The sequence below is a fragment of the Novosphingobium sp. BW1 genome, from assembly GCF_008107685.1.
Classification (GTDB): domain Bacteria; phylum Pseudomonadota; class Alphaproteobacteria; order Sphingomonadales; family Sphingomonadaceae; genus Novosphingobium.
This window is the reverse complement of record NZ_VIRF01000089.1, coordinates 101,535-128,119: the sequence shown is the minus strand read 5'-3', so window position 1 is coordinate 128,119 and position 26,585 is coordinate 101,535. Positions and strand designations below refer to the sequence as shown.

The 26,585-nt window shown below is 65.6% G+C and carries 24 protein-coding genes; 13 read left to right on the top strand and 11 right to left on the bottom strand.

Annotated elements, in window-relative coordinates; all coding sequences use genetic code 11:
- The first annotated feature begins 35 nt into the window (after window positions 1-35).
- The 6 genes from FMM79_RS17545 to FMM79_RS17520 all read left to right on the top strand — a co-directional run bounded on the left by FMM79_RS17545 (window position 36) and on the right by FMM79_RS17520 (window position 8,080).
- Entirely contained in the window at window positions 36-1,016 is a 981-nt protein-coding gene (locus tag FMM79_RS17545) for a glucokinase (protein ID WP_148628720.1), read from the top strand.
- A complete protein-coding gene (eda, locus tag FMM79_RS17540; protein WP_148628719.1) occupies window positions 1,016-1,642 on the top strand; it encodes a bifunctional 4-hydroxy-2-oxoglutarate aldolase/2-dehydro-3-deoxy-phosphogluconate aldolase in 627 nt (208 codons plus the stop codon). Before FMM79_RS17545 ends, eda begins: the two co-directional genes overlap by 1 nt.
- A gap of 52 nt (window positions 1,643-1,694) precedes the next feature.
- A complete protein-coding gene (locus FMM79_RS17535) occupies window positions 1,695-4,481 on the top strand; it encodes a phosphoenolpyruvate carboxylase (RefSeq protein ID WP_148628718.1) in 2,787 nt (928 codons plus the stop codon).
- Between the two features lie 97 nt (window positions 4,482-4,578).
- Window positions 4,579-5,784: a hydrolase gene (locus FMM79_RS17530; protein ID WP_148628717.1), complete on the top strand. Its 1,206-nt coding sequence runs from the start codon at window positions 4,579-4,581 to the stop codon at window positions 5,782-5,784.
- A complete protein-coding gene (locus tag FMM79_RS17525; protein WP_148628716.1) occupies window positions 5,781-6,803 on the top strand; it encodes an arginine N-succinyltransferase in 1,023 nt (340 codons plus the stop codon). The genes FMM79_RS17530 and FMM79_RS17525 overlap by 4 nt, the downstream gene beginning before the upstream one ends.
- Window positions 6,804-6,817: 14 nt before the next feature.
- Window positions 6,818-8,080 carry an N-succinylarginine dihydrolase gene (locus tag FMM79_RS17520; protein ID WP_148628715.1) on the top strand — a complete coding sequence of 421 codons (1,263 nt, stop codon included), beginning with the start codon at window positions 6,818-6,820 and terminating at the stop codon, window positions 8,078-8,080.
- 50 nt (window positions 8,081-8,130) lie between these two features.
- On the opposite strand, the gene FMM79_RS17515 is transcribed toward FMM79_RS17520, so the two are convergent.
- From FMM79_RS17515 to FMM79_RS17495, 6 genes are all read right to left on the bottom strand, one after another.
- A complete protein-coding gene (locus FMM79_RS17515; protein WP_148628714.1) occupies window positions 8,131-10,350 on the bottom strand; it encodes a transglycosylase domain-containing protein in 2,220 nt (739 codons plus the stop codon).
- Window positions 10,351-10,649: 299 nt separating this feature from the next.
- Entirely contained in the window at window positions 10,650-11,057 is a 408-nt protein-coding gene (gene msrB, locus FMM79_RS17510) for a peptide-methionine (R)-S-oxide reductase MsrB (RefSeq protein ID WP_148628713.1), read from the bottom strand.
- Between the two features lie 61 nt (window positions 11,058-11,118).
- Window positions 11,119-11,994 carry a dienelactone hydrolase family protein gene (locus FMM79_RS17505; RefSeq protein ID WP_148628712.1) on the bottom strand — a complete coding sequence of 292 codons (876 nt, stop codon included), beginning with the start codon at window positions 11,992-11,994 and terminating at the stop codon, window positions 11,119-11,121.
- A 152-nt stretch (window positions 11,995-12,146) separates the two neighbouring features.
- Window positions 12,147-13,001, bottom strand: coding sequence for a formyltetrahydrofolate deformylase (purU, locus tag FMM79_RS17500; RefSeq protein WP_148628711.1), 855 nt, complete (start codon window positions 12,999-13,001; stop codon window positions 12,147-12,149).
- Window positions 13,001-13,183 (bottom strand): hypothetical protein, encoded by a 183-nt coding sequence (locus FMM79_RS21275; RefSeq protein ID WP_162528539.1) that lies wholly within the window; start codon window positions 13,181-13,183, stop codon window positions 13,001-13,003. Before FMM79_RS21275 ends, purU begins: the two co-directional genes overlap by 1 nt.
- A gap of 53 nt (window positions 13,184-13,236) precedes the next feature.
- The gene (locus tag FMM79_RS17495) at window positions 13,237-14,256 is read right to left on the bottom strand and encodes a nitronate monooxygenase family protein (protein WP_148628710.1); all 1,020 of its coding nucleotides are present in this window, start codon (window positions 14,254-14,256) and stop codon (window positions 13,237-13,239) included.
- A gap of 185 nt (window positions 14,257-14,441) precedes the next feature.
- Here FMM79_RS17495 and FMM79_RS17490 point away from each other — a divergent pair, with 185 nt between their 5' ends.
- Window positions 14,442-14,741: a hypothetical protein gene (locus FMM79_RS17490; RefSeq protein WP_148628709.1), complete on the top strand. Its 300-nt coding sequence runs from the start codon at window positions 14,442-14,444 to the stop codon at window positions 14,739-14,741.
- Window positions 14,742-14,953: 212 nt separating this feature from the next.
- Here FMM79_RS17490 and FMM79_RS17485 read toward each other — a convergent pair whose 3' ends face one another.
- Window positions 14,954-17,341 carry a glycoside hydrolase family 3 N-terminal domain-containing protein gene (locus FMM79_RS17485; protein WP_240339287.1) on the bottom strand — a complete coding sequence of 796 codons (2,388 nt, stop codon included), beginning with the start codon at window positions 17,339-17,341 and terminating at the stop codon, window positions 14,954-14,956.
- A 472-nt stretch (window positions 17,342-17,813) separates the two neighbouring features.
- On the opposite strand from FMM79_RS17485, the gene FMM79_RS17480 reads away from it, so the two are divergent.
- Window positions 17,814-18,326 (top strand): DUF2239 family protein, encoded by a 513-nt coding sequence (locus FMM79_RS17480; RefSeq protein ID WP_205466717.1) that lies wholly within the window; start codon window positions 17,814-17,816, stop codon window positions 18,324-18,326.
- 96 nt (window positions 18,327-18,422) lie between these two features.
- Here the strand turns inward: FMM79_RS17480 and FMM79_RS17475 are convergent, their stop codons facing one another.
- On the bottom strand, window positions 18,423-19,667 hold the full coding sequence (locus FMM79_RS17475) for an aspartate kinase (RefSeq protein WP_205466719.1): 1,245 nt from the start codon (window positions 19,665-19,667) through the stop codon (window positions 18,423-18,425).
- Window positions 19,668-19,786: 119 nt separating this feature from the next.
- Here FMM79_RS17475 and ubiG point away from each other — a divergent pair, with 119 nt between their 5' ends.
- Both ubiG and FMM79_RS17465 read left to right on the top strand, forming a co-directional pair.
- A complete protein-coding gene (gene ubiG / locus FMM79_RS17470; protein WP_148628707.1) occupies window positions 19,787-20,572 on the top strand; it encodes a bifunctional 2-polyprenyl-6-hydroxyphenol methylase/3-demethylubiquinol 3-O-methyltransferase UbiG in 786 nt (261 codons plus the stop codon).
- Window positions 20,573-20,583: 11 nt separating this feature from the next.
- Entirely contained in the window at window positions 20,584-21,792 is a 1,209-nt protein-coding gene (locus FMM79_RS17465; RefSeq protein ID WP_148628706.1) for a hypothetical protein, read from the top strand.
- A gap of 151 nt (window positions 21,793-21,943) precedes the next feature.
- Here FMM79_RS17465 and FMM79_RS17460 read toward each other — a convergent pair whose 3' ends face one another.
- Complete coding sequence (locus FMM79_RS17460) at window positions 21,944-22,291, bottom strand: arsenate reductase (protein ID WP_148628705.1); 348 nt, start codon at window positions 22,289-22,291, stop codon at window positions 21,944-21,946.
- Complete coding sequence (locus FMM79_RS17455; RefSeq protein WP_148628704.1) at window positions 22,288-22,605, bottom strand: antibiotic biosynthesis monooxygenase; 318 nt, start codon at window positions 22,603-22,605, stop codon at window positions 22,288-22,290. The genes FMM79_RS17460 and FMM79_RS17455 overlap by 4 nt, the downstream gene beginning before the upstream one ends.
- A gap of 83 nt (window positions 22,606-22,688) precedes the next feature.
- Here FMM79_RS17455 and aroC point away from each other — a divergent pair, with 83 nt between their 5' ends.
- From aroC to FMM79_RS17440, 3 genes are all read left to right on the top strand, one after another.
- Window positions 22,689-23,801 (top strand): chorismate synthase, encoded by a 1,113-nt coding sequence (gene aroC, locus FMM79_RS17450; RefSeq protein ID WP_148628703.1) that lies wholly within the window; start codon window positions 22,689-22,691, stop codon window positions 23,799-23,801.
- 13 nt (window positions 23,802-23,814) lie between these two features.
- Window positions 23,815-24,279, top strand: a complete 465-nt coding sequence (locus FMM79_RS17445) for a YaiI/YqxD family protein (protein ID WP_148628756.1) — start codon at window positions 23,815-23,817, stop codon at window positions 24,277-24,279.
- 100 nt (window positions 24,280-24,379) lie between these two features.
- Window positions 24,380-24,796 carry a membrane protease subunit gene (locus tag FMM79_RS17440; RefSeq protein ID WP_148628702.1) on the top strand — a complete coding sequence of 139 codons (417 nt, stop codon included), beginning with the start codon at window positions 24,380-24,382 and terminating at the stop codon, window positions 24,794-24,796.
- A gap of 22 nt (window positions 24,797-24,818) precedes the next feature.
- Here FMM79_RS17440 and acpA read toward each other — a convergent pair whose 3' ends face one another.
- On the bottom strand, window positions 24,819-26,501 hold the full coding sequence (gene acpA, locus FMM79_RS17435; protein ID WP_148628701.1) for an acid phosphatase: 1,683 nt from the start codon (window positions 26,499-26,501) through the stop codon (window positions 24,819-24,821).
- Window positions 26,502-26,585: the final 84 nt, after the last annotated feature.

The window sequence follows — 26,585 nt, the reverse complement described above, 5'->3', positions numbered from 1 at the left end:
CGACTAATGGCGTGGCCGGGCAATCGGAGAGAGAGATGACCCAGCTTGTCTCCGTCGATATCGGCGGAACCCATGCCCGCTTTGCCATTGCCACGGTCGATGCCGATGGCGCGATCACGCTGGGTGAACCGGCCACGCTCCACACCAAGGACCACGGCAGCTTCCAGCTTGCCTGGCAGGCCTTTGCCCAGATGAACGGGGGCACGCTCCCCAAGGCCGTCTCCTTCGCGGTGGCCGGCCCGGTCGGGGGCGAGGTGATCAAGTTCACCAACAATCCCTGGATCATCCGCCCGGCCATGATCGAGGAGCGCCTTGGCGCCACCAGTTTCACCATCGTCAACGATTTCGAAGCGGTTGGCCACGCGGTTGCCTGCGCCGAAGAAAGCGAATTCGTCCACCTCGCAGGTCCTGACACGCCCTTGCCACCGCGCGGTACCCTCAGCGTTCTGGGGCCAGGCACCGGCCTTGGCGTTGCCCATGTCTGGCGCGATGGCGCGAAGGGCTACCACGTCCAGGCAACCGAGGGCGGGCACATCGACTTCTCGCCGCTCGACCTCATCGATGATGCGATCCTGGCGCGGCTGCGCAAGCGCCACAACCGCGTATCGGTTGAACGGGTGGTCTCAGGGCCAGCCATTGTCGATATTTACGAGACGCTGGCCGCGATGCAGCAGACCCCGCATGTTGACAAGACCGACATCGAGATCTGGACTGCGGGCACCTCCGATTCCAAGGAAGACCCGCTGGCCGCCGCCGCGGTGGACCGCTTCTGCCTTTCGCTGGGCGCGGCAGCAGGCGATTACGCCCTTGCCCAGGGGGCCAGCGGTGTCGTCATTGCAGGTGGCCTAGGCTACCGCATCCGCGAGACCATCCTCAAGTCCGGTTTTTCCGAGAAGTTTTGCGCCAAGGGGCGCTTTGCCAACCTCATGGCAAACCTTCCCGTCAAGCTTATCACCCATCCCCAGCCCGGCCTCTTCGGAGCCGCCGCAGCCTATGTCCGGGAGCACCTTTCCTGATGTCCGACTACGCAGCCCGCGTCGAGGCCGTGATGCGCCTCGCCCCCGTCATCCCCGTCCTCGTGATCGAGGATGTCGCCCACGCCGTGCCGATTGCCGAGGCGCTCGTCGCCGGTGGCCTGCCGGCACTGGAAGTCACGCTGCGCACGCCCTGCGCACTCGACGTCATCAAGGCGATGACGACCGTGCCCGGCGCGACCGTTGGCGCAGGCACCGTGCTCAACCCGACCGACATGGCAAAGGCGCTCGATGCTGGCGCGGAGTTCCTCGTCTCACCCGGCCTTACCCCGCAGCTCGGCGAAGCCGCGCTCAAGGCCGATGCACCGCTACTGCCGGGCACCTCGAACGCAACCGACGTCATGCTCGCGCTCGACATGGGCTTCGAACGCCTCAAGTTCTTCCCCGCCATGGCCGCAGGTGGCCCCCCGGCTCTGAAAGCCATTTCGGCACCCCTCGCCGGGGCTAAGTTCTGCCCCACCGGCGGCGTCTCGCTCGCCAACGCGCCCGACTGGCTCGCGCTCGATGCGGTCATTTGCGTGGGCGGCAGCTGGATGGTGCCCCAGGGCGCGCCCGACGTTGCGAAGATCGAGGCCGATGCGCGCGAGGCCGCTGCCCTGAAGGCCTGACCCCCCCCCTTTCCCTCCCCACCTGCCTGCAGTTCGCGAAGGAGACATGACGATGACCGGACCCGCCCTCACCACCGTCGACGACCTCACCGCCCGCCTTCGTGAACTGCACAAGCTCACGGCCCAGACGCCGCTCTACAACCCCGTTTTCCAGCTCGGCCTCGAACTCTCGCGCAAGCTGGAAAACGGGGAGATGTCGCTTGACGACATCGAAGCTCTGGTCGCCGAGATGGAGTGCGAGGGCCTTCGCGCCCGCGCCGCCCGGCTCGACCGGATCCTGGGCACACTGGCCCCCGAGGCGAACGACACAGCCCTCGACGCAGCGGCCAGCGAAGACGATTTTACCGCCTTCGCCGCTCGTTGGCAGCGCCCCGCTGGCCACGTCGTTTTCACCGCACACCCCACCTTCCTCCTGACACAGGCGCAGACCGAGGCCGTGGCCGGGTCAGCCTCTAATGGCGATTTCTCGCAGGCGAGCGTGTGCACCGCCGAGGCGACCCGCGACACCATCACGCTTGACTACGAGCACACCAAGGCGATGGCCGCGTTGGCCCGAGGCCAAAAAGCGCGCGACCGCATTGCCGGACGCCTCTTCGACCTCGCCGCGACTCGCTGGCCCAAGCGCTGGAAGAGCCTCCAGCCCTGCCCCGTGCGCTTTGCCACCTGGGTCGGCTACGACATGGACGGACGCACCGACATCTCGTGGAACACCTCGATCCGCTACCGTCTCCAGGAAAAGGCGATGCGGCTCGAAGGCTATGCGGCCAGCCTTGGGGGCCTCGAACCCGAAATCGCGGGACGCTTGGCACGCTCGGCCACTCACACTTCCGAGATGGCCACGCTCTTTACAGAGGATTTCTCCGATCCCGGCGCGCTCTCCAAGGCTGCCAACGCGCTCACGGCCGCCCACCCCGACAAGCTCGTCAGCCTCGATGGCATAATCGTCGAACTGGAAGAAGAAGCACGCCACGCCGGGCATGAAACCGCCCGCGACCTGCTGGTTGTCGCCGCCGCGATGCGCGCCGATGGACTGAGCATGGGCGGGATCCATTTCCGCGTGAACGCCTCCCAGCTCCAGAACGCGATACGCCGCCGCATTGATCCGGACGGCAAGCTCTCGCTCTCCAGCCAGGCCGCGCTCATGCGCATGCGCGAACTGCTGGCCGAGGTGAAGCCGGTGAAGTCCAACTTCGCGGCCCTCGCGATCGAGAACAGCACTGCGGTGCGCCAGTTCCTCGCCATGGCGCAGATCCTGGCCCACATCGACGCCGATTCCCCGATCCGCATGCTGGTGGCCGAGTGCGAGCAACCCACCACGGTGCTTGCCGCGCTTTATTTCGCGCGCAAGTTCGGGATCGAGGACATGGTCGATGTCTCGCCCCTGTTCGAGACCGAGACCGCGCTCGAACACGGCGGCCGTTTCCTCGACGCCGTGCTCGCCGAACCGGCCTTCCGCGACTACGCGCGCCTGCGCGGCCGGGTTTGCATCCAGACCGGCTTTTCCGACGCGGGCCGCTTCGTCGGGCAGATCCCAGCCGCACTCGCCATCGAGCGCCTGCAGGGACGTCTTGCCGAAGCCATGGCAGCCAATGCCATGACCGATGTTGCCGCGCTCATCTTCAACACCGGCGGCGAGTCGATGGGCCGTGGCTGCCATCCCTCCAGCGTCGATGACCGCTTCGACTGGCAGATGTCACCCTGGGCGCGACGCCGCTTCCTGCGGGCCGGGATCAAACTTGAGCCCGAAGTCTCCTTTCAGGGCGGAGATGGCTACTTGTGGTTCGGCTCTGACGAGCTTGCGCTCGCAACGCTCACCCGCATGGCCGAGCGGCCGCTATGGGGCGCGGATGCCGATGCACAAACCGACGTCTTCTACAGGCGTACCGACCTCAGCCTCGACTTCTACCGCAACATCCGCAGCGTTCAGCACGCGCACCTGGAATCCAGCACCTACAGCCGCGCAATCACGGCCTTTGGCCTTGGCATGCTGAACGATACCGGCAGCCGCAAGTCACGCCGCCAGTCCGACCTCCCCTCGGACCGCACAATGAACCTGCGGCAGATCCGTGCGATCCCGCACAACGCGATCCTCCAGCAACTGGGCTATCCGGTCAACGTGATAGCCGGCGTGGGCACTGCGGCGGATGGCAACGTCGAGGAGATCGCGGAGCTTCTCAAGGACAGCGCGCGCGGGCGCCAGATCATGCGCCTTGTACGTGCCGCCGATTCCATTGCCTCGATCAAGACGGTGGGCGCCTATGGCGAGCTGTTCAACTCCGCCTACTGGGCCAGCCGTCCGTACAGGGGCGATGAACAGTATATCACCGATGCCTGCCTCAAGATCGGCGAGTACCTGACGAAGGACGACCGCACCGGCGTCTTTCGCCGTCTTGCCTCGCGCCTCAGGGTGGACGCCATGAAGCTGCACAAGCTGATGGACCTTGTCCCCGACGAGCAGCCCCTGCCCGACCGTGAGCACACCCGCCGCTCACTCGGTGTGCTTCAGGCCCTGCGCATCGCGCTGATGAAGCACATGTTCCTGCGCGCGGTCATGGTCCCGGCTTTCAGCCGTGCCAACGACATTAGCCGCGACGACGTGCTGGAGATGGTCTTCACCCTGCGCACCGAAGATGCCCTGGCACAGCTGCGCCGCGCGTTCCCGATCCACTTCCCCTCGATCCAGGACTTCGAGATCGACGAGCCCAGCGAATACCCCGACGGCAGCGCGGCCGGCTATGGCCAGATCCATGAGGACTACATCCAGCCAATCGAGCGCAGCCATGCGCTGGGCCTTCGCATCACCACCGCCATTGCCAACGAGTTCGGCGCCCATGGCTAGTCACCTCCATACCTGAGGCGGAACCCCGCGCTTGCCCTCCCGTTATAATTATGTTTCGTACTCGAAAAATGATAAAACAGGGAAAGGACCGCGCCGGATGACCGGACTGACCCACGAGGAACAGGCGCTGATTGCGCCCATAGAACGCGCACCAATCGAGACGCGCACTCTCGATTGGGCGGGCGTGAACAGCGGCACCGCCAACTTGGACGGGCTGGCTACCATGGCGCATAAGCTGGCCGATGCCTTCGCGCAGTTGCCGGGCGAGGTCTCGCTCGTCGAACCGACCGAGGTCGAGAAAGTCGATAGCGAAGGCAAGTCCCAGGCCCAGCCGCACGGACGCCACCTAGTCCTCTCGGTCCGACCTCAAGCTGAACGGCGTGTTATCCTGACCGGCCACATGGACACGGTCTATTCTAGGGAGCACCCCTTCCAGACCTGCGACTGGCTCGATGCGGATACCCTGCACGGCCCCGGAACGGCGGACATGAAGGGCGGCCTTGCGCTCATGCTCGAAGGGCTGCTGGCCTACGAAAAGGCGCAACCGACGCTGGGCTACGACGTGATGATAAACGCCGACGAGGAGACAGGATCGCTCTCCTCGAACGCGCTCATTGCCCGGCTCGCGAAGGACAAGCTCTTTGCCCTTACCTACGAGCCCGCGCTTCCCGATGGCTCGATGGCCCGCGCACGGCCCGGTTCGGGGAACTACGCGGTAGTGATCCATGGCCGCTCGGCCCATGCAGGGCGAAACCCGGAGGACGGGCGCAACGCCATCCTGGCCGCCAGCGACCTCGCCCTGCGTCTTGCCGCAGGACGGCGCGATGGTTTGTCGGTGAACCCCGCCCGGATCGAGGGAGGTGGCCCCAACAACACCGTGCCCGATCTTGCCATCCTCCATGTCAATCTGCGCCCGCGCACGCCCGAACTGGCCGAAGCCGCCGAAGCGTTGGTCGAGGCCGCCATTGCCGAGGTCACCCGCCTTCACGAAGTCGCAATCCACGTCCACGGCGGCGTCTCGCGCCCGCCCAAGCCGATCTCGATGCGCACCGACGCGCTCTATGGCGTTGTCTCGAAGGCCGCCTCGGACCTTGGCCAGGCGATGAGCTGGAAGGACACAGGCGGGGTGTGCGATGGCAACAACATCGCGGCGACCGGCGTCCCTGTCCTGGACACCATGGGAGTTCTCGGCGGTGCGATCCATTCACCCGACGAGTTCATGGTTGCCTCTTCGCTCGCCCCCCGCGCGCAGCTGACCGCGCTCGTTCTCTACCGCATTGACCGCAAAGGCCTGCCTGCATGACCTTCCTTCTGCGACCTGCCCGCGAAAAGGATCTCGAAGCGCTCTACCGCATGGCCAAGTCGACGGGCGGGGGCTTCACCAATCTGCCGCCGGACCGCCCCACCCTGCGCACCAAGCTGGAGACCGCCGCCGCTTCCTTCGCGCGCACCGAAGAAGCTCTGGGCGACGATCTCTTCCTCTTCATTCTCGAGAACACCGAGACCAGGCGCATTGCCGGGACCTGCCAGATCTTCTCGCAGGTGGGCATCAAGTACCCCTTCTACTCCTACCGAATCGGGCGCATCACCCAGCACTCCAAGGAGCTGGACCGCACCTTCCGCGCCGAGATGCTGACGCTGTGCACCGACCTGGACGGATCGAGCGAGGTGGGCGGCCTGTTCCTCGATGCCGGCGAACGCGCCAGCGGAGTGGGCAAACTGCTCGCGCGCAGCCGCTATCTGTTCATGCGCGGCCACCGCGCGCGCTTCGCCGACCGCACACTGGCGGAACTGCGCGGCGCTATCGACGATGCGGGCAACTCGCCCTTCTGGGACGGGCTGGCCGGGCGTTTCTTCGACATGTCCTTTCGCGACGCGGACGAGTTCAATGCCCGCCACGGCCACCAGTTCATCGCCGATCTCATGCCCAAGCACCCTATCTACACCGCGCTCCTCTCCGAGGCCGCGCGGCAGGTCATGGGCCAACCGCACTATTCCGGGCGCCCCGCCAAGCGCATGCTGGAGAGCGAGGGCTTCGCCTTCCAGAACTATGTCGACATCTTCGACGGCGGCCCCTCGATGATGGCCGAGACCGACCGCATCCGCACCATCCAGAGCGCCCAGGACGTGCGCATCGCCAGTCTCTGTATTGCCAGCGAGGACCCGCCCAGCCACATCGTCTCGTACGGCAAGCTCGCTGACTTCCGGGCCTGCCTTGCGCAGGTTGACGAAGCTGGCAGCGGCGCGATCACGCTCGATGAGGAAAGCGCCGCGCTCCTGCAGGTCGCCCCCGGCGACATCGTCACCATCGCGCCTGTCTGAGAAAGCAACCCAGCATGATCACCGAAATCAACTTCGACGGCATCGTCGGCCCCAGCCACAACTACGCTGGCCTAAGCCTGGGCAATCTCGCCTCGGCGAAGAACACCGGCAAGATTGCGCGCCCACGCGAAGCAGCCCTCCAGGGCATTGCCAAGATGCGCGCGAACCTCGAACGCGGCTTGCACCAGGGCCTGTTTCTGCCCCAGCGCCGACCCGACGAAGGCTGGCTGAAGCAGCTGGGCACGAAAATCGAAGCGGCCAGTCCCGCGCTGCGCGCGAACGCGCTTTCCGCCTCCTCGATGTGGGCGGCGAACGCGGGTACGGTCAGTCCGGGCGCCGATTGCGCCGATGGACGGTGCCACATCACGGTTGCCAATCTGGTCACCATGCCCCACCGCAGCCATGAATGGCGCGAGACGCTCGCCCAGCTCCTCCTCGCCTTCGCGGACGAAGAGGCGTTTGCCGTGCACGCGCCCGTCCCGGCACCGTTCGGCGACGAGGGCGCGGCGAACCACATGCGCCTGTGTACACGCCATGATGCGCCGGGCACCGAGGTCTTTGTTTACGGCCAAACCGGCGGCCCTTTCCCCGCGCGCCAGCACCGTGAGGCGGGCGAGGCCATCGCACGACGCCACGGGCTCGATCCCGCCCGCACTGTCTTCGCGCGCCAGTCGCCCGAGGCCATTGCGGCCGGAGCCTTTCACAACGATGTCGTCGCGGTTGCCAACGAGCGTGTCCTCTTCACGCACGAGCAGGCTTTTGCCGACAAGGACGCACTCTATTCCGAGCTACGTGCCAAACTGCCTGAGATCGAGATTGTCGAAGTACCCGCCCACGCGGTCAGCCTCGCCGATGCAATCACCTCGTACCTGTTCAACGCCCAGTTGGTGACGCTGCCCTCGGACGAAATGGCGCTGGTGCTGCCCGGCGAAGCGCGCGAGACGCCTGCAGTCTGGAACTGGTTGGAGACCGATGTCGCGGGCAACGGACCGATCCGCCAGCTCTTCGTGCATGACCTTCGCGAATCCATGGCCAACGGAGGAGGGCCTGCCTGCCTGCGCCTGCGCGTGGTCGCCGATCCGGCCCGTGTCGATCCGCGTTTTCTCGCAACGCCCGAGAAGCTCGACGCCATCGCCGCCGTGGTCGAGGCCCACTGGCCCGAGACGATTGCGCCTGCAGACCTCGCGAGCGCCGAGCTCTGGGCCCAGTGCATCGCCGCGCGCGCGGTCCTGTGCGACGCGCTCGACCTTCCCGAGCTCGACCGGGACAGCTTCTGAACGGCGACGGGGGCGGCCCCTGCCCGGTCCGCCGCCGCTCCTGAACATCGCTAGTAAGGAATCTGCCCCGGCGCTTCGTCCACCGGAGGCGGCGGTGTTCGTACCGGACGCGGATTGCCCTGTCCCCGTGTCACGTTGACGGGGGGAGGCCCATTTGGCTGACGGCCGGTCGCGCGGTTGAGGAAATCATCGGTCGCCGCGGCGGGTCCCTGTGGAGCTGGCGCCGGGGCATAAGCAGGAGCGGGCCCCGGCCCATAGGCCGGATCGCCAACGCCCGAACCGTCCTCGTAGAGCGGCTCATCGCGGTTCGCGCCCGGGCCTTGCGCGTCGGGGTACACAACGTTGCCGTACTCATCGACGTAATAGTACTCGTCCGGGTCGCCTTGGAGATACTCGTCGTCGGGCTCCAGCTGCCATTCCGGCAACTTAAGCTCGGTCTCGAACTGCTCGACCGGGCGCCCTTTTACCGCGACGGCCATGTAGTCATGGAAGGCGCGGGCGGGCGCGTGTCCACCCGACAGGCCCGCCACACGTTTTGCATCGTCGCGGCCCATCCACACGCCTGTCGTGATCCCGCTCGAGAAGCCCAGGAACCAGCCGTCCTTGTTGGAAGATGTGGTGCCCGTCTTGCCCGCAACGGGACGTCCGATCTGGGCGGCACGGCCCGTGCCGGTAGCCACCGTCGTCTGGAGCAGATCGGTGATGCCCGCGGCCACATAGGGCGGGACCAGCATCTGGCCCTGGACCGACTTGTGCTCGTACAGCACCTCACCGGTGGTCGTGGTGACCTTGCGGATCCCGAAAGGCTCGACCGAGGTACCACCAGCCGAAACAGCGGCAAAGGCCTGCGTCATGTCGATCACGCGCACTTCCGAGGTCCCCAGCACCATCGAAGGGTTGGTGGAGACAGGCGTCGAGATACCAAAGCGGCGCGCCATGCTGGCCACCGTTCCGAAGCCCACTTCCGAGCCCAGCTTGGCTGCGATCGTGTTTTTCGAATAGGCAAAGGCGCTGCGCACGTCGATTTCGCCCGAATACTTGCGGTTGGCGTTCTGCGGGCTCCACCCATCGATCGTCACCGGCTCGTCGACCACGGTGTCATCGGGCGTATAGCCAGACTCCAGCGCGGCCATGTAGACGAACAGCTTCCAGGCCGAACCGGGTTGGCGCACCGCGCTCGTCGCGCGGTTGTAGTTCGAGGTCACGTAATCGGTGCCACCGACCATGGCCAGCACGCCGCCATCGCGGTCAAGGCTGACGAGCGCCCCCTGCGCGCCCTCGGGCGCATTAGCGTCGACGGCCTTGGTCGCGGCTTCCTGCATCTTGGGGTCGAGCGTGGTCCACACCTCGATCGGCTCGCTGGTTTCAGGCAGCAGCATGTCGAGCTGGGGCAGCGCCCAGTCGGTGAAATAGCGTACCGAATTCTGGCCCGCATCGACCGCCATCTCGATCTGGGTCAGGTCAACCGAATTGGCCTCGGCCTGCGAAATTGCGCCGGTTTCCGCCATGAGGCCCAGCACAACCTTGCCGCGCCCGATCGAGGCTTCGACATCGGCAGTCGGCGAATAGTGCGAGGGGGCCTTCACGAGACCGGCAATGATCGCCGCCTCGCCTGTCGAAAGCTCGGTCGCGGGGTGCCCGAAGAACTTGCGGCTCGCTGCATCAATGCCATAGGCACCGCCGCCGAAGTAGACCTTGTTGAGATAGAGCTCGAGGATCTGGTCCTTGCTGAACTTGCGCTCCATGGCGAGCGCCAGGATCATCTCGCGCCCCTTGCGACCGAAGGTGCGAGCGTTGTTGAGGAAGATGTTGCGCGCCAGCTGCTGGGTGATCGTGGAAGCGCCTTCGCGGAAGTGCCCGCGCTCCACACGCACCTTGAAAATACGCGCCAGCGCCACCGGGTCGACGCCGATGTGATCGCGGAAACGCCGATCCTCGGTGGAGACAATGGCGTCCTTCATCACCTTGGGAATCTGGTCGTAACTGAGCCATTTTCCGTAGCTGGGCCCGAGCGAGACCAGTTCGGAACCATCGTTCGCCCGCACGACGATCATCTGCCCGTTCTGGCTGCTCTTGAGCGAGGTCATCCCCGGCAGTTCACGCATGGTGAAGAACACGGCCGTGCCGAGGAAAATCGCGCCGAGTAGCGTCAGTGCCGTTCCCCAGATGAGCACGCCGCGCACGATGCGACGCGCCAGGGGCGGCTTGGACGGCGATCTCTTGCGGGGGGACGCGCCGGATGCGGGGCGCCGGCCGGGTTTCTTGGCCATCGGAGTAGTGGAATTCCCTCTTGCGGACGACGATTGTCCGTTCGACGCCCTACACCTTGCAGAAGGAATTGTAACCTGCCGTTAACAGCCCCCGGCGAGCGGGTTCAACGCTTCATCGAGTGGCTAGCGGCCCATCTCGGAAGCCTGAGGCGAAGAACAGGATACAAGGGGTCATCACTCCTTGCCCCCAGAACCGGCGACCTCACCGTTCTCATCCAAAGCCGCACGGGAAAGGTGGAGTCGACAGTTCGGGTAGCCCGAGGGTGATGGCCCTCCGAAATCACTGTTCCAAGGCCCCTCTACTCACCGTCCTCCGGCTCGAAATCGAGCGAGGCGCTGTTGATGCAATACCGCAGGCCCGTCGGACCAGGACCATCGGGGAAGACGTGGCCCAGGTGCCCCTCGCAGCGCGAGCACAGCACTTCGACGCGCACCATGCCGTGCGAGATGTCGCGCCGTGTCTCGACGGCATCTTCCTCAACCGGGGCGGTATAGGCGGGCCAGCCACAGCCCGAATTGTACTTGGCCTCGTTGGTGAAGAGCGGCGCGCCGCACCCTGCACAGAAATAGGTGCCGTCCGCGTAATTCTTGTCGTATTTGCCGGTAAAGGCGCGCTCGGTTCCGGCCTCGCGCAGCACATGGTACTGCTCGGGCGTGAGCTTCTCGCGCCATTCGGCTTCGGTCATGGCAAGCTTGTCGTCGGTCATCGGCTTCTCCGCTGTCTCAGGCCAAGCGATATGGGCATCTCGGCGCAAATGCCAAGTTCGCCTAGAGGCTGGCGAACAGCACCATCATGCGCTTCCACGCGCGGTCAGCCTCTTCGGGATCCCACGCCGGGGAATCGGGAACACACCAGCCATGATCGGCGTCGTAAACTTCGATCTCGGCCTCGCGTCCAGCGCTCGCGGCAGCCTCGCGCAGCTTCGTTTTCTGCTCAGGCTGGCGCGCATCGTCGTTGCGCGCAATCGCGAAAAGATAGGATGCCTTGGTCTCGTCCAGCAGTGCGTCGGGACTGTCGGGCTCGCCCGTCACCAGCCCTGCCCCGTGGAACGAGGCGGCCGCCCCCACCCGTTCGGGAGCGGCAATGGCCGTGCGCACGGTGAAGGGCCCGCCCATGCAATAGCCGTTCGAGCCGATCTTGCGGGAGGTATCGACTTCCTCGCGCGCGTCGAGGAACACGACGAAGGCCGCGCCATCGCGGGTCACCGCTTCCGGGCTCAGCGCTTCGCGCATGGGTGCAATCTTCGCCTTGCCCTCCTCGGTCCGCCAGTCGGAAAAACTGGTCAGGACCGGCGCGGGACTGGAGCGGTAGTACTGGTTGACGACAAGGACCGCGTAGCCCTCTGCCGCCAGCGCACGCGCCATGATCTTCTTGGCATCGCGCAGGCCCGCGATATCCGGCCACATCACGATGCCCGGATGCTGCCCGGTCGAGGGGTGCACGAAGAAAGCGTCGCACACGCCATCCTTGGTGGTGATCGAGACCATCCGCTCGCGCAGGTCCGAACCCTCTTCGCCTGCGCTGCCTGCCTTGCCCGCACAGCCGACGAGCGCCGCTCCTGCACCCAACGCGGCGAACTGGCGGCGGTTGAGCCCGCCTTCGCGGCGCGTCGCCTCATCCGCCTCGGTAAATTCGTCGCACATGGATACTCATCTCCCTCACTTGGCGCTCGCACCAGACTATCGGGCGGGCAACGCGCTGGCGAGGCCCACAGTTGCCCTAACTGGTGCAAAAAGGCCCGCCCCATGCCGGTCGGCGCGGGGCGGGCCCTTCACGAAACGCGGATTCCGGGCAATCAGCCCTTGAAGACGACCGTACGGCTACCGTTCAGAAGGACGCGCTCCTCAAGGTGCAGGCGCACCGCTTCGGCGAGCACACGGCGTTCGATGTCGCGGCCCTTGCGCACCATGTCCTCGGGCGTCGCGGCGTGGGTGACGGCCTCCACGTCCTGGTGGATGATCGGCCCTTCATCGAGGTCCGCAGTCACGTAGTGCGCGGTCGCCCCGATCATCTTCACGCCGCGCGCGTGAGCCTGGTGGTAGGGCTTGGCGCCCTTGAAGCCGGGCAGGAACGAGTGGTGGATATTGATGCAGCGGCCGGAAAGGTAGCGGGTCATGTCGTCCGAGAGGACCTGCATGTACCGGGCCAGCACGACCACCTCGGCACGGGTCTCCTCGACCAGCGCCCGCAGTTTGGCTTCCTGCTCGGGCTTGGTCTCCTTGGTGATCGGGAGGTGGTGGAAGGGGATGCCGTCAAGCAGGTGCGTCGTCACCGCCTCGCGCGGATGGTTCGAGACCACGCCCACGATGTCCATGTTGATCTCGCCGATGCGCTGGCGATAGAGCAGATCGGCCAGGCAGTGATCGAATTTGCTGACCATGAGCAGGACACGGCGCGCACGGTCGCGGCGCAGCATCGTCCAGGCCATGCCGTATTCGAGCGCGATGGGTCCGAAGCCCTCGCGTATCTCTTCGCGGTCGGTCGTGCCTGGATCAAAGGCCACGCGCATGAAGAACTTGTTTTCGAGCAGGTCGTCGAACTGCTGCGCCTCGACGATGTTGCACCCGCACTGTGCGAGATAGCCGGTCACGCGCGCGACGATACCGGGCCTGTCCGCACACGACAGCGCGAGAATGAGGGGCTGCGACACTATTTTTCTTTCCTCGTCTTGAGCGTCTTCCAGAAGCCGACCGAACGGGGGAGATGGCAAAGGCTGATATGCAGATGGCGCGCGCCCTTGCCCGCATCGAACGGCAACATGAATTCCTGTCTGTTCAGAATGCGATAGGCCGCCCCGGATGTCGAGCCCGGGACGGCCTTGATCACCTGCAAAAATGTACCGTCCCGACGCCTGCCCGGCACAGCGACGGGCACGCGATGGGCGCTCAGGCCGCCGAACGCTTGGTGAGCGCAGCCTCGCTCTCGACAAGGAGTGCCGCGATGATCTCGGCCACCGGCTCCTCGGCCTTGACCATACCAACCGACTGGCCCGCCATGACCGAGCCGCCCTCGACATCGCCATCGATGACCGCACGGCGAAGGGCACCGGCCCAGAAGTGTTCGATCGCCAGCTGCGCTTCGCCCATGTCGAGCTCGCCCCCATCGAGCCTTTTGGCGACTTCGATCTGCTTGGCGGTGAACGCCTCGGTGCCCTTGTTGCGCAGCGCGCGGACCGGGATGACCGGCAGGCGCGGGTCGACCTGGACCGAGGCTATGGCATCGCGTGCCGAGGCACGGAAGAACATCTTCTTGAAATCTGGGTGCGCGATGGATTCCCTGGCGCAGGCAAAGCGCGTGCCCAGCTGCACGCCCGAAGCGCCCATCTCGAGGTAGCCCGCCATAGCCTCGCCGCGGCCGATACCACCTGCCACGAAGACGATGTTGTCCTCGGCCAGCGTGGGCAGGATTTCCTGAGCCAAAACGGAGGTGGAAACTGGACCGATGTGGCCGCCCGCCTCGTTGCCCTCGATCACCAGCGCGTCGGCGCCCGAACGCAGCAGCTTCTTGCCCAGCGCCAGCGTGGGGGCAAAGCAGATCACCTTGGCGCCAGCCTCCTTGATCGCCTCGACACTGCCCTTGGGCGGGATGCCACCGGCCAGCACAACATGACCCACGCCGTGCTGCGCGCAGATCGAGATCAGTTCGAAGAGCTGGGGGTGCATGGTGATGAGGTTAACGCCGAAAGGCTTTTGCGTCAGCGTCTTGGTTGCCGCGATCTCGGCATCGAGCAGTTCCGGCGTCATTGCCCCGCAGGCAATCACGCCAAAGCCGCCGGCATTGCTGATTGCGGCAACAAGGTTGCGCTCGGACACCCACGACATGGCGCCGCACAGGATCGCCGTCTCGGTCCCGAGGAATTCGCGCCCCCGAGCCATCAGGGCGAGTGTCTTGTCGTGTGCGGTCATCGAAGGTCCTTTGCGCGTGAAGCCGAACGAAGCGCCATAAGGGCACGAGTCGCCCCCGACAAGACGCGAAGCAGGAACCAAATCGGATCGCCTCCGTTATGAACCGACGTTCATTTTACAAAGGCAGCTGCATGTTCCTATCCAAGACCGAAGGGCTGAACCCAGCCGCCCCATTTCGGAAGGTCATGCAGATTCCATCAGATTACTGGCTCACTGGCGAGACTTTTGAAGACGTCCTCGACCTCGAGGCCGCCGTTCGGCTTGCCGCCAGCACGACCGACATGGTCGCTCGTCCGGATGTTATCGACATCCACGACGCCTGGGTAAAGTTGCAACCGCGCCTGCCGCAGGCGACTTGGCTGCAACTGGAACCGAGCATCGCGCGCATGCTCGATGCTTTCAACGATCGCAACACCGGCGCGATGAAGCGCGAGCAGGAGGATATTGCCGCGCGCCTTGCCGAACTGCGGCGCGTCGCGGCCTGATTGCGGGCCCGGCCAGTTGCCGGAGAGCCCCATCGACCGCGACATTTTCCAAAGGCACGGCCTATCGGGATTAAAGCGCGACCAGGGGGCAATCCCCCCGCCCCCTGGTCGCGTCGCGATCCGCGTAACATTAAGGCCTCACCCCCATGAGACCATGCCCGGCGGACGTCCAACCCGGTCCACGAGGATCCGGGGTCGCGTACTCGGCGCCCTTACGGCGTAACCGTGAACTCCCCTGCCAGATCAGCCTTGGAGCTGCCACCTGCCCAAACGTCGAAGACGCTGGCATCCTGGATCCAGTCCTTGGTGACCGAACTCCAGTAGCGCAGGTCTTCCGCGCTCAGTGTGAAGGTCACCCGCCGCGTCTCACCCGGCTGGAGCGCAATGCGGCGGAACTTCTTGAGCTGACGCTCCGGACGCGAAGACGTGCCCGAGCGCTGGTGGATATAAAGCTGGGCCACCTCGTCCGCGCTGCGCGAACCGGTGTTGGTGAGATCGAAGGAAACCTCGACCGGCTCCCCCTTGGCCACCGCATCCTTTGCCACGGTGAGGTTGCCGTATTCGAAGGTCGTGTAGCTCAGGCCATAGCCGAATTCGTAGAGAGGCGCGTTGCTCGGCTGGTCCCAGTAGCGCGTGTCCGCGCCCCAGGGCGCGTGCGAGATCATCCGATCATAACTGAAGGGCGCCTGCGAGCCATCCCAGATCCAGCTGATCGGTAGCTTGCCACCCGGCACCGCGTCGCCGGTGAGGAGGTTGGCGATGGCGGGGCCGCCCTCGGAGCCCGGATACCAGGCTTCGAGCACGGCATCGGGCTTGGCGCCCTGCAGGTTGATCGGACGCGCGTTCATCAGAACGACGACGACCGGCTTGCCCGTCGCGATAACCTCTTCCAGCAGGCGCTGCTGGTGCCCGGGCAGTTCGAAAGAGGCACGCGAAGCCGCCTCTCCGGCCATATTCTGCGCTTCACCAAGGACCAGGACGGCAACGTCCGCGCCCTTGGCCGCGGCTACCGCGCGGTCGAACTCCGCCGCCGTCTTCGCCTCGTTGGCATCAGCAAATTCGGGCAGGTCAACGGGCGGGTTGATGCGGTCGAAGAAGGAGCGATTGATGCGCGTGGGGATCGGCACGCCCGGCGCGTAAGTCACCTTGACCGTGTCACCCAGCTTGGCCTTGAGCCCCTCCAGAACGCTGACGCCGGTCGGCTTGGGGCCGGGAAACACCCAGGGGCCAAGCTGGTCATGCGGCGCATTCGCGAAGGGACCGATCAACGCAATCGACTGGGTCTTGCTGGTGTCGAGCGGAAGCACGCCCTTGCTGTTTTCCAGGAGGACGGCGGCGCGCTCGGCAGCCATGCGCGCGATGTCGCGGTGCTCGGCCCTCTGGGCCACGGACTTTGCCTTCGCAGGATCCGCGTAGGGCTGTTCGAACAGGCCAAGACGGATCTTGGCTTCGAGCAGGCGCAGCACGGCCGTGTCGAGCGTCTTTGCGTCGAGCGTGCCGTCCTTCAGCGACTGCGCGAGCGAGAGCATCGGGCTGTTCTTGGACGGCATCTCCATTGACATGTCGAGCCCGGAACGGATCGCGCGGACCGCCGCCTCTTCCGGATTCGCCGCCGCGCCCTGGCGCACGAGCGAGGAAACGTTGTTGGCATCGGAGACGACAAAGCCGTCAAAGCCCCATTCCTTGCGCAGAACCTCGTTCAGCAGCCACGAACTGGTTGTCGCGGGCACGCCATTGAGCTGCATGTAGGCAGCCATGATATTGCCCGCGCCGGCATCGATGGCCGCCTTGAATGGCGGGAAGTAGACGTTGCGCAGCTCGTTGTCGGAGAGGTCGACCTCGTCGTAGTCACGTCCGCCAAGCGACGCGCCGTACCCCGCAAAGTGCTTGGGACCAGCCAGGATGCGACCCGGCGTGCCAATTTTCTCGCCCTGGAAGCCGCGCACCTGGGCGGCCGCCATCGCCGCGCCCAGCACCGGGTCTTCGCCCGCGCCCTCGACGATACGACCCCAGCGCGCGTCGCGCGCGATGTCGACCATCGGCGCGAAGGTCCAGTTGACACCGGCGGCTCGCGCTTCGGCCGCCGCGACCGCCTGCCCCTTCTCGGCGACAGACGGGTCCCAGGACGCAGCCATCGCCAGCGGTACCGGCATGATCGTGTGGAAACCGTGGATCACGTCAAAGCCGAACAGCAGCGGAATGCCCAGCCGTGTCTTTTCGACCGCGATCTTCTGCAAGCGGTTGATCTCGACCGGGTCGGTCATCAGCAGGAGCGAGCCCACTTCGCCGCGTGCAACGGCGTCTTCCACGCTGATCACGCTCGTCATCGCTTCGGACGAGGTCGCCGCTGCCTCGCCAAGGTAGAAGTACTGGACCAGCTGCCCGGCCTTCTCCTCGGGCGTCATCTGCGTCAGAAGCGCCTTTGCCCGCGCCATGACCGCCTCGTCCTCGGGACCGGCTGCGACGCGCGCCTCGGCCCGCGTCACCATGCCGCCCACGACGAGAGCGCCTGCCGGGACCATGCAGGTCGCCATCAGGAGCAGACGCCCGAGCAAGCGGCGCGTCGGTGTGCGGAGTGCGGTGGGGAGGCTGGCTTTCAAATCATGTACTCCAGATAGGCTTTGCAAACGACGCGCGGGTCAGGACGCCTCTCATGCGTCCGGCGCAATGTTCTCGCATGGGTGGGCGGCCTCGCCCTGCCCCAATTTCTTTCACACCGCTGCGCCGCGTCCTATTATTGCGCGAGAGACTAGGTTGCACGGGCAGGCACGATATATTCTCAAGCCCGACACTATCCGCGTAGCGGTAAATCGACGTAAAAAAAAGCACCTATGACGCCCACTGTGTCGCAACCCACGCACTTGGGCAGGGTGCACCACCTACTGCCCTCAGATGCGCGTCGCACCCAACTTCTCCCGCCAGTGCAGATGACGCTCCTTGAGCACGCGCGGGACAGGAAGGCCAAGCTCTTCCCCGTCCAGCTCTTCCCGTTCATCCCAGGCAAGGCCGCCCTCCCCCGCTGTGTTCCACGCTGCCTGCAGACCGCGGTGCAGCCTCTTCCCTTGGTGCAGCGTGAAGAGGAGCCGGCTGGCCGCAGGCACCCGCGCCGAGCTTGTTCGCGAACTTAGCGCCAATCCGACCGGGGCCTTGGTGTTCGAGGATGCCAGCGGCCGGGTGGTCGATCTCGATTGGCGCGATACGCCCCCCCTCCCCCGGAGGAGCAGGAACCACCGCGCAAGCGCGGACGGCCTCGACTGGGTCGTCACCTCCCGCGAATTTACGCTGCTGCCGCGCCACTGGGACTGGCTTGCGCGCCAGTCGGGCGGCGCTTCGCAGGCGCTCCGGCGACTTGTCGATGAGGCGCGGTGGGCCGATTGCGGGCGCACGGCCCTGCGCACCGCGCAGGAACGCTGTTACCGCGCGATGGCAGCCCTTGCCGGGGACTACCCGGGGTTCGAGGACGCGGCGCGCCAACTTTTTTCAGGCGACATGGGGGCCTTCGGCGAGGCCCTGGCGCGATGGCCGGTGGACGTGCGCACCTACCTCGTCGCTCTCGCCCAGGTCTGTGAGGAGGATTTTGCCTGAGGCTCACACGCCAACGGCTCGGAAAATCCCCTTCAAGGGTTTTTCCGAGCCGCTTGAAATGCGATGCCACTCCGGTCGCAGCCGGAGGCCCCGAGATCAGCCCTTGGCGTCGAGCCCGTAGGCCGAGTGCAGCACGCGCACGGCCAGTTCGGTTTCGTCAGCGTCGATCAGCACCGAGACCTTGATCTCGCTCGTGGTGATCGCCTGGATGTTGATGCCCCGGTCAGCCAGGGTCTTGAACATGGTCGCCGCAACGCCTGCATGGCTGCGCATGCCCACGCCCACGACCGAGATCTTGGCGACGCTGTCGTTCGAGATCAGGCGGTAGAAGCCGATCTGCTCCTTGCGCTCTTCGAGCATGGCCAGCGTACGCGCGAGATCGGCCATCGGCGCGGTGAAGGTGACGTCGGTCTCGCCCTTTTCCTTCGCCACGTTCTGGATGATCATGTCGACGTTGATGTTCGCCTCGGCAAGCGGGGTGAAGATCGAGGCCACCGCGCCCGGACGGTCGGGCACGCGGGTAAGGGTGACCTTCGCCTCGTTCTTGTCGGCGGCGATACCGGTGATCAGCTGGCGTTCCATGTCGCTTTCTTCCAATTCTTCATCGCTGACAATCATCGTGCCGGGCAGGTCGTCCGCCGAGGGGGCGTTCTCGTCGATGAACGAGGAGAGCACCTGCACGCGCACGTTTTCTTTCATGGCGAGCGAGACCGAGCGGGTCTGCAGCACCTTCGAGCCGACAGAGGCGAGTTCAAGCATTTCCTCGTAGGTCACGAGCGGCAGCTTCTGGGCCTTGGCAACGATGCGCGGGTCGGTGGTGTAGACGCCGTCAACGTCGGTGTAGATATCGCAGCGATCCGCGCCAATCGCCGCCGCAACCGCCACCGCCGAGGTGTCCGAGCCCCCGCGGCCAAGCGTGGTCACGCGCCCATCGGGGGAAACGCCCTGGAAGCCGGGAAATACGGCAATCTCGCCCGAGGCCATCGAGGCGAGCACACCTTCGGGGTCGATGTCCTCAATGCGGGCCTTGGCGTGGGCATCGTCGGTTTTGATCGGCGCCTGCCAGCCCAGCCACGAACGCGCCTTGCAGCCCATCGACTGCAGCGTCAGCGCGAGGAGACCCGAAGTCACCTGCTCGCCGGAGGAAACGACCACGTCGTACTCGGCCGGATCATAAAGCGCGTTGGCTTCGCGGCAGAAGTTCACCAGCCGGTCGGTCTCGCCCGCCATGGCAGAGACAACCACGGCCACTTCGTGTCCGGCTTCCTGCTGGCGTTTGACAATACCCGCCACGCGCCGGATTCGCTCGGTCCCAGCCATGGAGGTGCCGCCGAATTTCATCACGATACGGGCCAAGGTGTCAGTGCTCCCGTCAAAAAAGGGGATCGCGCGGCGGTTTGCGAAAATTTCAATCGACGCGCAATATGGATAAGGTTCGGGCGCGCTGTTAGGGGGGTCTTATGAACAATGCAACTCCCCGTGCGTCCGAGCAGGCAAAGCCGGACGCGACCACCCCGGCCACGATCCGCCCCGAGGAAGCCGCCCACTTCGGCGCCATGGCGGCGGAATGGTGGGATCCCAAGGGGTCCTCAGCCATGTTGCACAAGCTCAATCCGGTGCGCCTAGGCTTCATCCGCAAGGCGATCGATGCGCATTTCGGAGGTGATTCGCGCGCGCTCAAGCCTCTGACCGGACGCCGCGTGCTCGACGCTGGATGCGGAGCGGGCCTGCTGTGCGAGCCACTCGCGCGCCTTGGCGGCGAGGTCACTGGCGTCGACGCCGCGCCCGAGAATATCGCGGCCGCCTCCGCCCACGCCGAGGCTTCGGGCCTTGCCATCGACTACCGCTGCGGAGAGCTCTCCGGCCTGGGCCTTGCTGGCTACGACCTTGTCTGCTCGCTCGAAGTGATCGAGCACGTTGCCGACAAGGCTGCCTTCCTAAATGGGCTTGCCACCACCCTTGCCGAGGACGGCCTGATGATCCTTTCGGCCCCCAACCGCAGCGCGCTCTCGCGCCTTCTGCTGGTCGAGGGTGCCGAGCGGCTTGGCATGGTCCCGCGCGGCACGCACGACTGGTCGGCCTTTCCGACTTTCGAGGAACTGACCGAGCTTGCCCAAGAGGCGGGCCTCGAACTGGGCGAGCCCACCGGAATCTCATGGTCACCGGCGCGCGGGCTCCATCTCTCCGAGGATCTCTCGCTCAACTTCATCGTCACCGCGCGCCGCGCGGGCGTACCCGAGGGTTGAACCCGGCACCCATGGGCCAGCTTGGCATCGAGATCGCCCTCGCGCTTGCGGGGCTCGGCACCGCTGCGCTGCTCGCCTGGCCGCGCCTGTCGCGCGCCCGGCTGTGGCGCGCCGGGATCACCCCGCTGGCCTCGATCATCGGCAGCGGGTTCCTGATCCTCGGGCCGATCCTGACCGACAGCTTCGGCACTTGGGGCATCGCTGCGATGGCGCTTCTGTGCCTTGCCGGCTACCTTTTTGGCGCCGCGATCCGCACCAACATCGCCCGGCTAGAGGATGGCGCGCACGAGACGCGGCTCTCGAATGGGCTGGAGCGCATTTCCAGCTGGGCACTCGCGGCCGCCTATGTGATCTCGGTCGCCTACTACCTCAACCTGTTCGGTGTCTTTGCCGCACGCATCTTCGGCGCCCCTTCCGACACGCTCGCGCGGCTCATCACCACGGGGGCCTATGCATTGATCCTGGTGGCGGGCCTCACCAAGGGCTTCTCTCTTCTCGAGCGGCTCGAACAGCTAACCGTGTCGGTCAAGCTCATCATTATCGCCGCCCTTATCGGTGCGCTGGCGGTCCACGCCGGGATCGAATGGGAGACTGGCACGGTCATGCGCAGCGGCATGACGCTCTCGCCCTGGCCCGCCCTGCAGCTAATGTTCGGCCTCATCGTTACGGTGCAGGGCTTCGAGACCTCGCGCTACCTCGGCGATCACTATACCGCAGCCGAGCGCCAGCGTTCGATGAAGCTGGCCCAATGGATCGCCAGCGCCATCTACATGGCCTACGTCGTGCTCCTGGCCATCAGCTTTCGCAGTGGCAGCTTCGAACTCAGTGAAACCGCGATCATCGACATGATGCGCACCGTCTCGGCAATTCTGGGGCCGCTGCTCATCCTCGCAGCGCTCAGCGCCCAGTTCAGCGCTGCGGTGGCCGACACCAACGGCTCAGGCGGGCTTGTCAGCGAACTCACACACCAGCGCTTTGGCATGAAGCCGACCTATGTCCTGCTGATCGCGGCGGGCATCGCCCTCACCTGGCTGGCCGATGTCTTCGAGATCGTCAGCTTCGCCAGCCGCGCCTTTGCCTTCTACTATGCCATCCAGTCCGCGCTCGCCGCGATCCGCTCGCGCACGGCGGATGCTGGGCCTTTGCGCGTTGCCGGGTTCGGAGCGTTGACTGTGCTTGGCCTTGCCGCTGCGCTGTTCGGGACTTCGGTAGAAAGCTGAAAAAGCCAACAGAAAAAAGGATTTTCAAGGAGCCATCGCCCCTTGCCCCCGCAATCGGCGACTTTACCTTTCTCGACCACTGCAGCGCGACACTGGTGCGCCCGAGGGCGCTGGCCCTCGGATCTTAATCCTTCCGACTGGTAAACTTCATTCACTTCAGAACGGCTTCCCATTGCATCTGGTTGAAGCCGACCAGAATACCCTTGGAGTGCTCGACGACCGGGCGCTTGATGGTGCTAGTGTGCTCCGCCATGATCCGCACCGCCTTGGCCGCATCAATGTCGGCCTTGTCCTCATCCGACAGCTTGCGGAAGGTGGTACCCCGCTTGTTGAGGACCGTCTCCACGCCCTCGGCCTCGACCCAGGCTGCCAGCTTCTGCGGATCCGCGCCTTCCTTCTTGTAGTCGTGGAAGGTGTATTCGATGTCCCGAGCCTCAAGCCACTTGCGGGCTTTCTTCACGGTGTCGCAGTTGGGAATGCCGTAGACTTCAAGGCTCACGAAGAGGCCTCCTTGTTCTCAAATTCATGGATCCGCGGCGAATCGCACGCGAAGAGGGTATAGCTCTGATAGTAACGATGGCGTCCTTCGCCCTGCACGCGTGCATGTTCGGCCTGCCGGCCCCAGGCGCGTGCAGCCGCTTCGTCCGCCCATTCGGAGAGGGCAACGACCTCCCCGTCCTGCGCGGTGTAACTCTTGAAAGCGAGGAAGCCGGGTTGACGGCGCGCAAGGTCCTCCATCGCGGCGGCATCGCGCGCGTAGGCCGCACCGTCGATATCGGCGCGTTTGCGGTTGCGGAAGACGACGAGAAACATCGCGGCCCGAGATGGGGCCCGCAACAATCGTATGCAAGCGCTAATACTGGACAAACGATGCGTTGCGCGACAAAGCGCCCGCTATGTCCGTAAACACGTTTGGCCGCCTGTTCCGATTCACCACCTGGGGCGAAAGCCACGGGCCCGCCATCGGCGCCGTTGTCGACGGGTGCCCCCCGGGCCTCGCGCTCGACGAAAGCGTGGTGCAGCCCTTCCTCGACGCGCGCCGCCCGGGTACGAGCAAGTTCACCACGCAGCGGAAGGAACCGGACGCGGTCCGCATTCTCTCGGGCGTGTTCGAAGCACCGGACGGCGTGCAGCGCACCACCGGCACCCCGATCAGCCTGATGATCGAGAACATGGACCAGCGCTCGAAGGACTATTCGGACGTGGCCCGCGCCTATCGCCCGGGCCACGCAGACTACGCCTATGACGCCAAGTACGGCTTTCGCGACTATCGGGGCGGCGGACGTTCCTCGGCGCGCGAGACCGCCAGCCGCGTGGCGGCCGGTGCGGTCGCCCGCCTCGTCATTCCCGAAGTCACTATCGTCGCCTATGTCTCGGAGATCGGCGGCGACCTCATCGACCCGGCGAACTTCGACCTGGAAGAAATCGGCCACAACCCCTTCTTCTGCCCGGACCCGGCCGCCGCGAAGCGCTGGGAAGCGATCGTCGATGATGCCCGCAAGAGCGGATCGTCGGTTGGTGCGGTGGTTGAATGCTACGCCAGCGGCGTGCCCGCAGGCTGGGGCGCCCCGCTCTACGGCAAGCTCGATGCCGACCTTGCCGCCGCGATGATGGGCATCAACGCAGTGAAGGGTGTGGAGATCGGCGATGGCTTTGCCGCCGCGCGTCTGACTGGAGAAGGCAACGCCGACCCGATGCGCCCGAACACCGAGACCGGCCCCGACGGCGCGCCCGAGTTCCTTGCAAACCATGCAGGCGGCATCGCGGGCGGCATCTCGACCGGCCAGCCGGTCACCTGCCGCGTCGCTTTCAAGCCGACCAGCTCGATCCTCACCCCCCAGCCCACCGTCACCCGCCCCAACGACAAGGGCGAGCGCGAGGCGATGGAACTGTTCACCAAGGGCCGCCATGACCCGTGCGTGGGCATCCGTGGCGTGCCCGTAGTCGAAGCGATGATGGCGCTGGTGCTGGCCGACCACAAGCTGCTCCAGCGCGGGCAGTGCGGCTGACGACTTGCCCCAGATCCGGATCCTGATCGACGCCGACGCCTGCCCGGTAAAGGAAGAGACCTACAAGGTTTCGGCCCGCTACAAGGTGCCGGTCGTCGTCGTTTCGAACCAGATCATCCGCATTCCGCAAAGCCCCCTCATCTCACGCCAGATCGTGAGCGATGCCTTCGATGCGGCCGATGACTGGATTGCCGAGAACTGCGACAAGGGCTCGATCGTCATCACCGCCGACATCCTGCTGGCGGATAGGTGCCTCAAGGCGGGCTCCGAGGTGCTGGCGCCCAACGGCAAGCCCTTCACCCCGGCCTCCATCGGAGGCGCCATCGCCACCCGCGCGATCATGGCCGACCTTCGCGCCGGGGGGGATCAGATCGGAGGGCCACCGCCCTTTTCCAAGCAGGACCGCTCGCGCTACCTTTCCGCGCTCGACCAGGTAGTCACCCGCCTCGTCCGCGCGGCGCAGACCGGCCAACTATAAAGAATACAAGCTGAATACCGCACGCCCCTGATGCGCTTCCGCTTGTGTAGCGGGCCCATCCGGCTAGAGATGGCGCTAACAGCAACTGAGGGGTTCACACATGGGGCATACGTCCGACAGTCTGGTCAGGGTCGGTCTGGCACTTATCCTTCTGATTGTCGTGCTCGTCGGCGGAGGCCTCGGATCGTGCGCCGCCTACAATGGTCTGCGTGTCTGGAACGCGCAGGTCGCAGGTGAAGCGCAACTGGCTCAGGCAACACAGAACCGCCGGATCGCCGTACTCGAAGCGCAGGCCGCGCTCGACAGCGCCAAACTGAAAGCCGCCGCCGAAGTCGAGCGCGCCAAGGGCCTGGCCGAAGCCAACCGCATTGTCGCAGACAGCCCGGGCGGCCCCGAAGGCTACCTGCGCTATCTCTATATCCAGAACCTTGAGCAGTCCCGCGGGCAGATCATCTACGTGCCGACCGAAGGTGGCCTGCCGATCCTGGAGGCCGGGCGGCTCAATCCGTCCAACTGAGCCCACGCGTCCCTCCGGCGCATCACCCGAAGCGCAGGGCGCCCGTGAGATCGCCCGGCGGCGGGCCTCCGGCCGCGATCATTGCCTGCTCGCGCTCGGCAAGGCCGGGCAGCTTGCGCAGACCGAAGCGGCGGGTGAGGAAGCGCGCGATCGAGCCGGTGTCGTAGATCGTGTGATCAACCTCGCCCTTCTTCGCATGAGGGCTGACGACCAGCGCGGGAATGCGTGTGCCCGGCCCCCAGCGGTCGCCCTTGGGCGGCGCCACGTGGTCCCACCAGCCGCCGTTCTCGTCGAAGGTGATGACGACCAGCATCTTGTCCCACTGCGGCGAGGCTTTCAGCGCCTCGACGATGCCCGCGATGTGGCGATCCCCGGCGTCGACGTCGGAATAGCCCGCGTGCATGTTGAGGTTACCCTGCGGCTTGTAGAACGTGACGCTGGGCAGCGAGCCCGCCTTGGCATCCGCGAGGAAGCGGTTGGTCCGCGCCGTCTCGCCCGTACCAGCGTCGCGCAGGTGCGCCGCGCGCGCCTCGGTGCCCGGCGCGAACTGCGTGTAGTAATTCAGCGGCTGGTGGTGCGGCTGAAAGTTCGGGCGCGAGGGGAAGTCCCCGGAATTGAGGTGGCCCTCCAGCGCCTGAGCCCAGCCGCCCGCGTACCAGGCCCAGTCCACGCCCTTCTCGGAGAGCACATCGCCAATGGTGTCGTGGCTCTGGGGAACCAGCGTGTGGCTGCTTTGCGCATTGGCATAGCCCGGACGTTCGGGGTCCAGTTCATAAGTGGGGGCAAAGGGCGGCAGCATCGTATTGACCGCATAGAAATCGGGCGAGAGGCTGTTGGGCACGAAACGCACCGGGCCATCCATCGCGCTGGCCGGAGACTGCGCGGTCTGCTTCGGCACGATGCCCTTCGGATCCTCGCCTTCGAGCTGCGTTATCCGTCCCTTGGCCGGGCTTGCATCAGCCTCCGGATAGAACGGCGGGCGCGCGGCGATCAGGTACTGGTGGTTGAGGAATGAGCCCCCGAAAGCGCCCATGAAGAAGTTGTCGCACAGCGTGAAATCGCGCGCGATCTGCCACAGCCGCAGGTTCGCCGCGTTGTCGCCGTAATACCCCATGGGCAGCGCGCCCGCATCGCTCCAGGCGACGAACCCGTCGTTACGCCCGCCGTTGATCTGGAGCTGGTTATTGTAGAAGGCATGAACCAGATCGCGCGTTACCACGCCGTGGGGCAGCGGATCGCCGTCGGGGGTGGAGAGAACGAACGGCGCGTTCGCAAGCGGCGCCAGATCGTCGGGACCGATGGCGATGGCCTGATGCTCGACCACCTGTTCGTTGGGGACCATGCCTTCCCAGATCGGGGGCAGGGCTTCCAGGACCGAGCCGTCGCGGTCGCGCTGGCGCGCACGCTCGGTCGAAACCTCGGACAGCGGCTGCTCCAGCCCCGGAAAATCGCCGAAGAGATTGTTGAAGCTGCGGTTCTCGGCATAGATCACCACTACCGTATCGATATGCGCAGCCAGCTGGGCATCGCTAGGCGGCGGGGATGCCATGCCTTGTTGCGCTACGCTGCGCGCCGCAGCGTCTTCCGGCGTCAGCCCGCTGAGGGCAGCCGCGCCAGCCGCAGTGGCCATGCCGGTCAGCAGGCGGCGGCGGTCAGGATTGGCGGGTGCGCCGGGGCGCGGCTCGTCGCGGTGATTGTCTGCCATGGCGAAGGACTTAGCCGCCCCGAGCCCCAAGCTCAACGCGGCAATGACACGTGCAGTCGCACATTGTGGGCCCACCCCGCCGCG

Bases quoted from the DNA above. Each gene is read 5' to 3' on its own strand.
- FMM79_RS17545 (WP_148628720.1), top strand. From the start codon at position 36: ATGACCCAGCTTGTCTCCGTCGATATCGGCGGAACCCATGCCCGCTTT.
- eda (WP_148628719.1), top strand. From the start codon at position 1,016: ATGTCCGACTACGCAGCCCGCGTCGAGGCCGTGATGCGCCTCGCCCCC.
- FMM79_RS17535 (WP_148628718.1), top strand. From the start codon at position 1,695: ATGACCGGACCCGCCCTCACCACCGTCGACGACCTCACCGCCCGCCTT.
- FMM79_RS17530 (WP_148628717.1), top strand. From the start codon at position 4,579: ATGACCGGACTGACCCACGAGGAACAGGCGCTGATTGCGCCCATAGAA.
- FMM79_RS17525 (WP_148628716.1), top strand. From the start codon at position 5,781: ATGACCTTCCTTCTGCGACCTGCCCGCGAAAAGGATCTCGAAGCGCTC.
- FMM79_RS17520 (WP_148628715.1), top strand. From the start codon at position 6,818: ATGATCACCGAAATCAACTTCGACGGCATCGTCGGCCCCAGCCACAAC.
- FMM79_RS17515 (WP_148628714.1), bottom strand. From the start codon at position 10,350: ATGGCCAAGAAACCCGGCCGGCGCCCCGCATCCGGCGCGTCCCCCCGC.
- msrB (WP_148628713.1), bottom strand. From the start codon at position 11,057: ATGACCGACGACAAGCTTGCCATGACCGAAGCCGAATGGCGCGAGAAG.
- FMM79_RS17505 (WP_148628712.1), bottom strand. From the start codon at position 11,994: ATGTGCGACGAATTTACCGAGGCGGATGAGGCGACGCGCCGCGAAGGC.
- FMM79_RS17495 (WP_148628710.1), bottom strand. From the start codon at position 14,256: ATGACCGCACACGACAAGACACTCGCCCTGATGGCTCGGGGGCGCGAA.
- FMM79_RS17490 (WP_148628709.1), top strand. From the start codon at position 14,442: ATGCAGATTCCATCAGATTACTGGCTCACTGGCGAGACTTTTGAAGAC.
- FMM79_RS17475 (WP_205466719.1), bottom strand. From the start codon at position 19,667: ATGAAATTCGGCGGCACCTCCATGGCTGGGACCGAGCGAATCCGGCGC.
- ubiG (WP_148628707.1), top strand. From the start codon at position 19,787: ATGAACAATGCAACTCCCCGTGCGTCCGAGCAGGCAAAGCCGGACGCG.
- FMM79_RS17465 (WP_148628706.1), top strand. From the start codon at position 20,584: ATGGGCCAGCTTGGCATCGAGATCGCCCTCGCGCTTGCGGGGCTCGGC.
- FMM79_RS17455 (WP_148628704.1), bottom strand. From the start codon at position 22,605: ATGTTTCTCGTCGTCTTCCGCAACCGCAAACGCGCCGATATCGACGGT.
- aroC (WP_148628703.1), top strand. From the start codon at position 22,689: ATGTCCGTAAACACGTTTGGCCGCCTGTTCCGATTCACCACCTGGGGC.
- FMM79_RS17440 (WP_148628702.1), top strand. From the start codon at position 24,380: ATGGGGCATACGTCCGACAGTCTGGTCAGGGTCGGTCTGGCACTTATC.
- acpA (WP_148628701.1), bottom strand. From the start codon at position 26,501: ATGGCAGACAATCACCGCGACGAGCCGCGCCCCGGCGCACCCGCCAAT.